This is a genomic window from Exiguobacterium sp. A1_3_1 (genome assembly GCF_048985645.1).
GTDB classification, from domain to species: Bacteria; Bacillota; Bacilli; order Exiguobacteriales; family Exiguobacteriaceae; genus Exiguobacterium_A; species Exiguobacterium_A indicum.
In genome coordinates this window covers 1-9,017 of sequence record NZ_WBYY01000138.1, presented here as the reverse complement: position 1 = coordinate 9,017, position 9,017 = coordinate 1, and the positions used below count along the sequence as shown (strand labels likewise).

Below are 9,017 nucleotides of genomic sequence, written 5' to 3'. Positions count from 1 at the left end.
CGGAGATGTGTATAAGAGACAGGTCTTAGACAGGTCCGATTTTTTCTGCCAACTCAATGATCACGCCTTCTGGTCCTCTTACGTAACATAGGCGATACTCATTTTCGTAATTCGCGACGTCGCCAATCGACTGATATCCATTGTCCGCTAAACGTTCGACAAGCGCGGCGAGTTCTGTTACTTCAAAACAGAGATGACGCAATCCGCTCGCATGGACGGATTGGATCACGGAAGCCGTGTCGCGTGGGTGTTTGAACCGAACGAGTTCGAGCCATATCGGTTCACTTGGTAATCCGAGTGCAGCACACTCCGTCTCCGCTCCCTCTAAATTTAATAAACGATCGAGTAACTCTCCTTTCATCTCCCATCGTCCGCGTACTTCGAGGCCACAAAGCGAAAAAAAGTGAATCGCTCCTTCTAAGTTCACGACGTTCAGACTGATATGATCCATTCGTTTAATCGGCATCCGTCACTCCTCCTCAAGTGTGTCGAAATGTTGTCATTTCGTTGATAGACCGCACATTAAGAGCGTTTCGACGTGGTGTCTGAAGACTGTATCGTCAGTAAAATAAAAGTATGAAAGGTCGTGTCCACTTACGAAAAGGAGTCGAAACAACATGGAAGATGTCAACCTTCTCGTTCTTGCGACCCAGTACATGTTCTGGGTCGGATTCGTCGGAATGGCCGCCGGTACGCTCTATTTTCTCGTCGAACGAAATTCCCTCGCCCCGGAATACCGCTCGACCGCAACAGTCGCTGCTCTCGTCACGTTCGTCGCTGCGATTCATTACTATTTCATGAAGCAAGCTGTCGGGGAATCAGGTTTGTTGTCGGAGATTGATGGTTTTCCGACTGAAATCCGCTACATCGACTGGCTCGTGACGACGCCTCTCTTATTGATCAAGTTTCCGCTGTTACTCGGTTTAAAAGGTGGGAAAGGACGTTCGCTTCTGACGAAACTCGTCATCGCAGACATCATCATGATCATCGGTGGGTATATCGGCGAGTCTTCGATCAATCTAGCAGGTGGCTTCACACAACTTGGTCTTTGGGCATACGTCGTTGGTTGTGTCGCATGGTTTTATATTATTTATCTCTTGTTCACGAACGTCACGAAAGCCGCTGAAGATAAACCTGCCCCGATTCGTAAAGCCTTGCTGCAGATGCGCTTGTTCATCTTGATCGGATGGGCGATCTATCCGGTCGGTTACGCCGTTACCTTGTTTGCACCCGGCATCGAAGTGCAACTCGTCCGCGAATTGATCTATAACTTCTCTGACTTGATCAACAAGGTTGGATTCGGTCTGATTGCCTTCTTCGCTGTCAAAACGATGTCTGCTACGAAAAATTTAAAATCGACTTAATCAAAAGACCGGATGTTTTGACCATCCGGTCTTTATTTGAATTCATGCTGTAAATCCTGTGGAAATCCTCCGTTTTTAAAGATAAAACTTGACAGCCTAATCCTTTTCCCATCCATATCTAGAAAATAAGTTACGTTAGGTTCATTTGCAAATTCGACTTCGATTGAAGCCGGATTCGCCGAAGACTCATACGAAAATTTTTGTGTTTTTGTAGTGTAGACTTCATCAGGGAGTTGACGTGCTAGTTCCATCTTAAGCAATTTCTCATTCTCAGCAATCTGTTGATTGACGAGCGTCGGTCGGATGTACCAAAAGGAACTGCACCCGATTGCCACCAAACCAAGTAAAATCAAGCCATAGCGCTTCCACCGTTTCGGAAGACAAATCACACCACATCCCAGTACGAGTAATAGAAAAGCAATCGTCATCCCTTCGATTATGAAATTCGGTACCATCTTATCCACTCCTTTCGTTCTATCCTCTACTAGAAAACCGTGGTATGATCAATTCCTATGACAAAAAACAGGAGGTCTATGATGCGAAAAATCATCCTGATCGGTTCCGGTGGATCCGGTAAATCGACGCTTGCTCGTGCGATGGGCAAAAAACTCGGTTATCCCGTCGATCATCTCGACACCTTATTATGGCGTCCGAACTGGGAGGCGGTTTCGCGTGAGGAGCAACGCCAGATTCAACACATGCTCACGTCGCGCGACACGTGGATCATCGACGGCAACTACGGTGGAACGCTTGACTTACGAATCGATGCCGCAGATACAATCATCTTCCTTGATCTACCGCGGACGATCTGTCTGTACCGGGCACTGAAACGGACGTGGCGCTACCGCAAGACCGGTCGACCGGATATGGCAGCAGACTGTCCGGAGAAACTATCGTTTGATTTTTTGAAATGGATTTGGCGGTTCCCGATCGATAAACGACCGAGTATCCTCTCAACGCTTAAAGCGACGTCCGATAAACAAATCATTCATTTGACGTCCCGTCGTGCTGTCAAACAGTTTCTTCAATCTTTACCTGAGGCGTGATAACGTCCGTTCGTAACCGACCGTACATCCGTGCATCATGCGACCTTTCGCTTTGATAGAGATAGCCGCGTAAGACGCCTTCAAACGTAAATCCGAGTTTTTCGAGTAAGCGATAGGATGCTTCGTTCTCAAGAAATGTCACCGCACCTAACCGATGAAGCGCCAATTCTTTGAACGAAAACCGGATGACTTCTTGAACAGCTTCCGATACATAGCCTCGTCGCCAAAAATCTGGATGTAATTCGAATCCAAGTTCGGCTTTTTTCGCATACGGACTCCAGTTATTGAGTCCGACCGTTCCAATGAACCGCCCTGTCGAACGGTCGATCATGCCCCATCGGATTCCCCGTTTCATAGAAAACGTTTGATCAAATGAATGGATGATCTGACTTGCTTCTTCAAGAGACGTGAGCGGATCAATGCCATAATATTGAGTCACGCGTGAATCAGATAAGATCGTATAGAAATCATTGACGTGACTTTCCGTAACGCGAATCAAATCCAGCCTATTTGTCGATAACGATTGAAAGTTCATATGTATGCCTCCTAAAATATAGTATTCAGATACATACGACGCGTCTCCATGAATCCCCTTCTTTTCCCATTTATCCCTACATAAAAACGACCTCGATCATGTCTCCATCGAGGTCGTTTTTAATCTTATACGGTAAATCGTCCGGTAACGTGTTTCAAATCATCCGCCATCGTTGCGAGTGATTGGGACGCGGATGCAATCTCTTCCATCGACGCCATCTGTTCCTCGGTTGAAGCGGAGATGTTTTGCGTTCCAGCAGCAGTTCCTTCTGTCACTGCTTGAATCGTCCGCATGACAGATGCGATTTGTTCACTCGCCGCCGCCATTTCCTGAACGGCACCGGATACCTCCTCGACGTGCCCTGTCACGTCGGTGATGGCTGTCTCAATTTCTGAGAATGAGGCACCTGCCCGATCGACGACAGCGATTCCACTCGTCATCTCGGTTGAGACTTTTTCCATCGAGACAACCGATGCTTCCGTCTCTTGTTGGATGACACGAATCAACGACTCGATCTGTTTTGCCGAGACTGCCGACTGCTCAGCGAGCGTTTTGACTTCCGCTGCGACAACAGCGAATCCGCGTCCTTGTTCGCCGGCGCGCGCTGCTTCGATTGCTGCGTTTAACGCGAGCAAGTTCGTCTGCGCCGCGACACCTTTGATCGAATCCGTAATTTGACCGATTTCCTGCGATCGGTTACCGAGACCATCGATGACGTGGCTGAGACGCGAGACGTCTTCTTGAATCCGTCCCATCTGTGTGCCGAGTGTTCCGACGACCTGACCACCGAGTGCGACTTTTTCCATCGCATCTGCTGTACGTTCCGTCATCTGCTGCGCATTTCCAGCGACGTAACGGACAGATGTCGTTAATTCTTCGATCGTCCGTGAAGCATCGGACACTTGGTGCAGCTGCTGGCTCGCACCACTTGCCATCTCTTCCATCGTCACAGCGACCATCTCGGTTGCTTTCGTCGTCGACTCTGCGTTGACGCTGAGTTCATCTGAAGCAACAGCGACACGCTCTGCTGTTCCCGTCAATTCTAAAACGACTTGTTGTTGTGACGCGATCATCTCATTAAAGGACGTCGTCAATTGACCGAGTTCGTCTTTAGAATCATAATCGCCACGAACCGTCAAATCACCGTTACCCGATTGGTCCATCCAGCCTTGTAATCGACGAATCGGACGGGTAATCAGACGCGTGATGTATAAAGCAAGTCCCACGAATAGGACGACACCTAATAAGATAATCCCGAGCATTAAGTAAAAGGCGGTCTGTTTTTCTGACTGATTTTGAGCGTTCAGATCCTTCGCCTGTCTCGTCATCGAAGCCATCAACGACTTCGCTGAACTGGCAACATTGTCCCGGACTTGCTCCAAACTCTCCGAGTAGGCTTTATAAGCCTCTTCGTTCTCATTTCGCGTCGCGGCATCTTGGACGAGGCTCATCCCGTTATCATAGGCTAGGACGTTATCCTTTAAGTCTTCTAATTGTTTTTTTGACTGTGCGGTAAATCGTCCTGTATCTTCTACCTTATTGAGCGATGAACGGATTTGCGCTTGTCGCGTATCGATATCCGCCTGCAGTTCACCGATTCGAGTCTCGTCCTTCGTCAAAATCATCTCGACTAAAAAGGAATCGAGTGCCCGTGTATCGATTCGGATCTGTGCCACCTCTTGAATTGGTATCAGATTTTCTTGATACATCGTGCGTGAAGCATTCGACATCTGATTCAAGAAATAGAGTCCTGCTCCTGCGATTAAGAGCATTGAGATGATTGCTGTCGCAATCAATACTTGAATCTTCCGTCTGACTGACATGTGTTTCATTCCATCCCCTCCCGTTTTTTTATCGGTTCAGGATTAAAATAGTTGATTGATTTTTCAATATTCCTATATTTTGATGTGCTCAAGCAAAGCCCTGCCGTACGACTTTCTCTCTCGTGTTCGATATAATCAGCATACAGCAGGTGAAGAAAGGATGGATTCCATGCAACGTGTAGCCAATGAGATCACACAATTCCGCGGCAGTCATTATGAGTTCGGTCGCGAACAAGGGCGTTACGTCAAACGAAACCAGTTGCTCCATAACCGGGAGGACAACTGGAAGATCCGTGTTCCGCGCTTTCAAGTCGATCCGGTCGAGACGAAGGAGATGTTTCTCCGGTACGCCCCGCATATTTGGGACGAGTTACTCGGACTCCAGGACGAACTTGAACTGTCGCTTCCGGATACGTTACTCCATTTCGGGCATTACCGGGTCGAAGGACCGAAAAGTGGTTGTTCGATCATGACCGGTGATAATTTCCTCGTCCGTAACTATGATTACCATCCGATGACATATGATGGTCGATTTTCCGTCTTTCAACCGAACGATGGCGGATCAGCGATCATCGGTCCGGCATCACGGGTAACCGGTCGAATGGACGGGATGAATGAACATGGTCTTGCGATGGGCTACAACTTCATCAACCGTCGCCGTCCGGGCGATGGGTTCGTCAGTTTCATGATCGGGCGTATCATCCTCGAGATGTGCACGTCGGTCGACGACGCGATTTCACTCGTCAAGGAAATTCCGCATCGCGGATCGTTCACTTACGTCGTCCACGATAAATCGGCGCGTTCGTTCGTCATCGAGGCGACGGCACGCGACGTCCAAGTGCGGGAATCGAACATGTGCACCAATCACTTCGATTTGCTGCAACACGAAAACCGCTATCATCTGGATGACTCGAAACGTCGGATGATGGAGTTGAAGACCCATCAACACATGATTCAAGATGCGGAGTCCGCTTTCCGACTACTCAACGATACCGATAAAGGCGTCTTCGCTGATTTATATGCCCAGTGGGCGGGAACGATTCATACGTCTGCCTACTTCCCGGAAGAGTTGAAGGTCTGGTTCGCGCTCGGTGGTGATCAGGAACCAGTCACGTTCGACTTTGCCGACTGGCTCGCTGGCAATGACTTTACAGCAAGAGAGATCACGGGAGAACTGGAGACGAATATCCAGTTCGCGAATACATTACAGACGTGGCGTTAAACGAAAAAGCTTCCTCCTGCTTGCGCAAGAGGAAGCTTTTTAATGGCTGACATCGAGACGTTTTGACATATGATAATCCGTCTTCTCGTACCCAAGCGAGTCATAGACATGAATCGCTCGTTCGTTATGCGCGAAGACATGTAACGAAATCTTCTTAACGTTCATCCGCTTCAACATCACTTCCAGTAAGCGGAGCGCTTCCTTGCCGTAGCCCTGGTTTTGTTTATCGGGCGTAATCTTGACGTCGAAAATGAAAGCGGAACGCCCGCGTGATTCTTCCGTCACATGAACCCAGACCATTCCGAGATCGTTCCCCGTCTCGTCACGAAACGTAAATAAGTAGTGATCCTTCGTCTTCAGACCTTCTGGCAACAATGTTGCGAATTCTTCTGTCGCCTTCTCGAGCGCCTCGTTCTCTGACCATGTACCGGCACGACACTTCTCTGCCGCATACTCCTCGATTGCGACCGGTAAGTAAGCGTCATACGTCGCTTGACTCATTTGCTCGATGCGCATGCTGCCATCTCCTTTGTTTTTAACCAGTCCTGCTTTAACATCGCATAGACGACAATGTCATGATACGTCCCGTATAATTTCTCAGCGTCCCGTAAGACGCCTTCTTCCATGAAGCCGAGTCGTTCCGGAATTCGTCTGCTCCGGAGGTTTCCAGTCGCACACTCGATGACGACACGGTTCAAGCCGAGCGTCTCGAAACAATAGTTCGTGACGAACCGGACGACGTCCGTCATGACACCTTTTCGTAGTCCCTTTTCTCCTAGATAATAGCCGATCGACGTTTGCCCGAGATGCCGATTAATTTCATGTAAACTGATCGTTCCGACGAGCTCGTCCTCAAGATAGATGCCACACGTAAAGCCGTTGCCATCGGCGAATTGTTGCAGCCATGCTGGAATGACGCTCTCCTGATATGTACTTGCCTCTGTTGCACCATCGACCCAACCGAGCCATTCGCGGAGATGTGCGCGATTGGCATCGACGAGGGCGAATAATCCTTCCGCATGGTGCCGTTCAAACAATTGAAGCGATACGTGATCGGATACTTGTAATCTGAACATGACCTCTCTCCTTTCTAGTACCTGTTGTTTGACGTCAAGTCGTCGTTTCCCTGCTTGACGTCACGTTCCATTCCATTCGTCTCGAGCGGACAGCCATTCCAAGTGTCTCATAAAAGACGATCGCTTCCTGATTGGCGTCATCGACGCCGAGTTCGATTTTGTCACAGCCAATCGTTTCCGCGTGCGCGTAAGCGGCTTGCATCAATCGTCTCCCGACGCCTTGTTTTTGATGCGTATCCGCAACGACGAGACTGATGACGCGTAAGTAATGCTTATCGAAGACGAAGCCGCTTCCTTCGACGATGTCTTCCTTTAGGACGATCACACCGGCAAGCCCGTCTTGTTCCGCAACGAGTAATGCAAAATCCGGATTCTCGAGTTGCGACAGAAATAAGTCTTCCGGAACCGGCATCTCGTGCGGACGGTAATGATCGGGTCGTAAGGCGACGTGTTGATCGTGAATTTGCTGGAACAATGGAATCAATGCCTGAAAATCGTCAGGTCGAGCAGTGCGGATATTCATCAGTAGTTCGCTCCCTTTCCGTTTTGTAGTATATTAACATATTATTCCAAAGTGTAGAGGTACTTTTTTTATACAAAAAGGCACTCCGTTACCGGAATGCCGTCTCTCACTTAAATTGCTTTTGTAAAGTCTCGCGCTGTCTCCGTTAACGTCGATGCCGCACTCTGAACGTCATGGAAGCGATCGACCGTTTCTGCGACGACGGTGACGCTTGCTTGTGCATCCGACGTTGCTTGCGTCATCGCACGGGCAATCCGCTGCAGTTCATCATTCATTCGCTGCGTCGTCTGTCGGACATCGACGACGGCTTGTTCGACGAGCTTTGAGAGATTTCGGACTTCAGTCGCGACGACATTGAATCCTTTGCCGTGTTCTCCGGCTCGCGCTGCCTCGATCGATGCATTGAGTGACAAGAGATTCGTCTGTGACGCAATTGTTTTGATCGTCTCCGTCACTTGAGCGATGTCCTGCGCCTGGCGTTGCAGCCGTTCAATCGTCTGATGGTTATCACGGGTCGTCTCGGCCATCTGTTCGATCGTTCGCCGTAACGCTTCGCTTTCCTGCTCGCCATGCGTCGACCGAGTATTTAAATCACTAGCAATCGTGTCAAACGAAGTCGCGAACTTTTGAATCGTCTGCTGACGATCAGTAATATCGGAAGCAATCTTCAAGACACCGGTCACTTCCGTTCCATCGTAAATCGGCATATAGGTTGCTTCTAGCCAAATCGATTGACCATGCGCATCGATGCGTTCAATTTTATCTGCCGTACTGAAGCCACTAAACAGCTTCTGCCAAAATGCTTGGTAACTGTCACTCATTGCAAACTCCGTCGTGCAGAAGAGATGATGCTGCATCCCGATCATCTCTTCTCGTTTATACTTCATCGTCTTTGCGAATAAACCATTGACGTCGACGACGCGACGTTGGCGGTCGAATCGAATCATTGCGACATTATCTTGCAGGGAGGCTAAAATATCTTGGGATCCTAGGTTGGTTGAAAGTTGGGTGGTCATGATTACAAACTCCTCTCGTCATCTACCTCCCGTTGCAGGCTATCCAAGATATTACAAATCGGAATAGTATGAATTAAAGATATATGACTAAAATTTTTTTATCTTCTTTACATATAGCCAGACAGCGATGGAATGAAACGTGATTTTTTTAAATATTCATATCCTACACCTCTTTTTTAAACTTGTCTTTTGTTCCCAACCTGATATACTCAAATCAAAACTTATTAAACTTTTTTAATAAGTAAACTAGTTTGGAGGTCTTTGTTTGACTGAACTCATTTCACGTACACGTCACGCTTTTTTAGTTGACCATCTCGATACGATCCCTGCGATTCGTCACGTTTTGGATGTCAGTTTTCCGACTGCGAGCAAACAGATCGATCAGATGATCGCTGCACAGGAAATTGAAGAA

11 protein-coding genes are annotated in these 9,017 nt (G+C 48.3%); 3 read left to right on the top strand and 8 right to left on the bottom strand.

Annotated features, from left to right (window positions below; translation table 11 throughout):
- Positions 1-25 precede the first annotated feature (25 nt).
- Entirely contained in the window at positions 26-466 is a 441-nt protein-coding gene (locus F8N00_RS13565) for a VOC family protein (protein WP_421018391.1), read from the bottom strand.
- 151 nt (positions 467-617) lie between these two features.
- Between F8N00_RS13565 and F8N00_RS13560 the strand changes: the two genes are divergently transcribed.
- A complete protein-coding gene (locus F8N00_RS13560; RefSeq protein ID WP_421018390.1) occupies positions 618-1,364 on the top strand; it encodes a bacteriorhodopsin in 747 nt (248 codons plus the stop codon).
- A 32-nt stretch (positions 1,365-1,396) separates the two neighbouring features.
- Here F8N00_RS13560 and F8N00_RS13555 read toward each other — a convergent pair whose 3' ends face one another.
- The gene (locus F8N00_RS13555; protein WP_421018389.1) at positions 1,397-1,819 is read right to left on the bottom strand and encodes a hypothetical protein; all 423 of its coding nucleotides are present in this window, start codon (positions 1,817-1,819) and stop codon (positions 1,397-1,399) included.
- 81 nt (positions 1,820-1,900) lie between these two features.
- Here F8N00_RS13555 and F8N00_RS13550 point away from each other — a divergent pair, with 81 nt between their 5' ends.
- Positions 1,901-2,410: a DNA topology modulation protein gene (locus F8N00_RS13550; RefSeq protein ID WP_058713059.1), complete on the top strand. Its 510-nt coding sequence runs from the start codon at positions 1,901-1,903 to the stop codon at positions 2,408-2,410.
- On the opposite strand, the gene F8N00_RS13545 is transcribed toward F8N00_RS13550, so the two are convergent.
- Together F8N00_RS13545 and F8N00_RS13540 are read right to left on the bottom strand one after the other, a co-directional pair.
- Positions 2,376-2,945 carry a GNAT family N-acetyltransferase gene (locus F8N00_RS13545; RefSeq protein ID WP_421018388.1) on the bottom strand — a complete coding sequence of 190 codons (570 nt, stop codon included), beginning with the start codon at positions 2,943-2,945 and terminating at the stop codon, positions 2,376-2,378. The two genes, F8N00_RS13550 and F8N00_RS13545, sit on opposite strands and share 35 nt — an antisense overlap.
- 125 nt (positions 2,946-3,070) lie before the next feature.
- Complete coding sequence (locus tag F8N00_RS13540) at positions 3,071-4,777, bottom strand: methyl-accepting chemotaxis protein (protein ID WP_058265913.1); 1,707 nt, start codon at positions 4,775-4,777, stop codon at positions 3,071-3,073.
- Between the two features lie 160 nt (positions 4,778-4,937).
- Between F8N00_RS13540 and F8N00_RS13535 the strand changes: the two genes are divergently transcribed.
- Positions 4,938-5,990, top strand: coding sequence for a C45 family autoproteolytic acyltransferase/hydolase (locus F8N00_RS13535; RefSeq protein ID WP_421018387.1), 1,053 nt, complete (start codon positions 4,938-4,940; stop codon positions 5,988-5,990).
- 39 nt (positions 5,991-6,029) lie between these two features.
- Here the strand turns inward: F8N00_RS13535 and F8N00_RS13530 are convergent, their stop codons facing one another.
- The 4 genes from F8N00_RS13530 to F8N00_RS13515 form a co-directional block, all read right to left on the bottom strand.
- A complete protein-coding gene (locus F8N00_RS13530) occupies positions 6,030-6,506 on the bottom strand; it encodes a GNAT family N-acetyltransferase (RefSeq protein ID WP_058265912.1) in 477 nt (158 codons plus the stop codon).
- Entirely contained in the window at positions 6,488-7,066 is a 579-nt protein-coding gene (locus tag F8N00_RS13525; protein WP_058713056.1) for a GNAT family N-acetyltransferase, read from the bottom strand. Before F8N00_RS13525 ends, F8N00_RS13530 begins: the two co-directional genes overlap by 19 nt.
- A 34-nt stretch (positions 7,067-7,100) precedes the next feature.
- Complete coding sequence (locus F8N00_RS13520; protein WP_421018386.1) at positions 7,101-7,589, bottom strand: GNAT family N-acetyltransferase; 489 nt, start codon at positions 7,587-7,589, stop codon at positions 7,101-7,103.
- A 110-nt stretch (positions 7,590-7,699) separates the two neighbouring features.
- Positions 7,700-8,605, bottom strand: coding sequence for a methyl-accepting chemotaxis protein (locus F8N00_RS13515; RefSeq protein WP_023468251.1), 906 nt, complete (start codon positions 8,603-8,605; stop codon positions 7,700-7,702).
- Positions 8,606-9,017 lie beyond the last annotated feature (412 nt).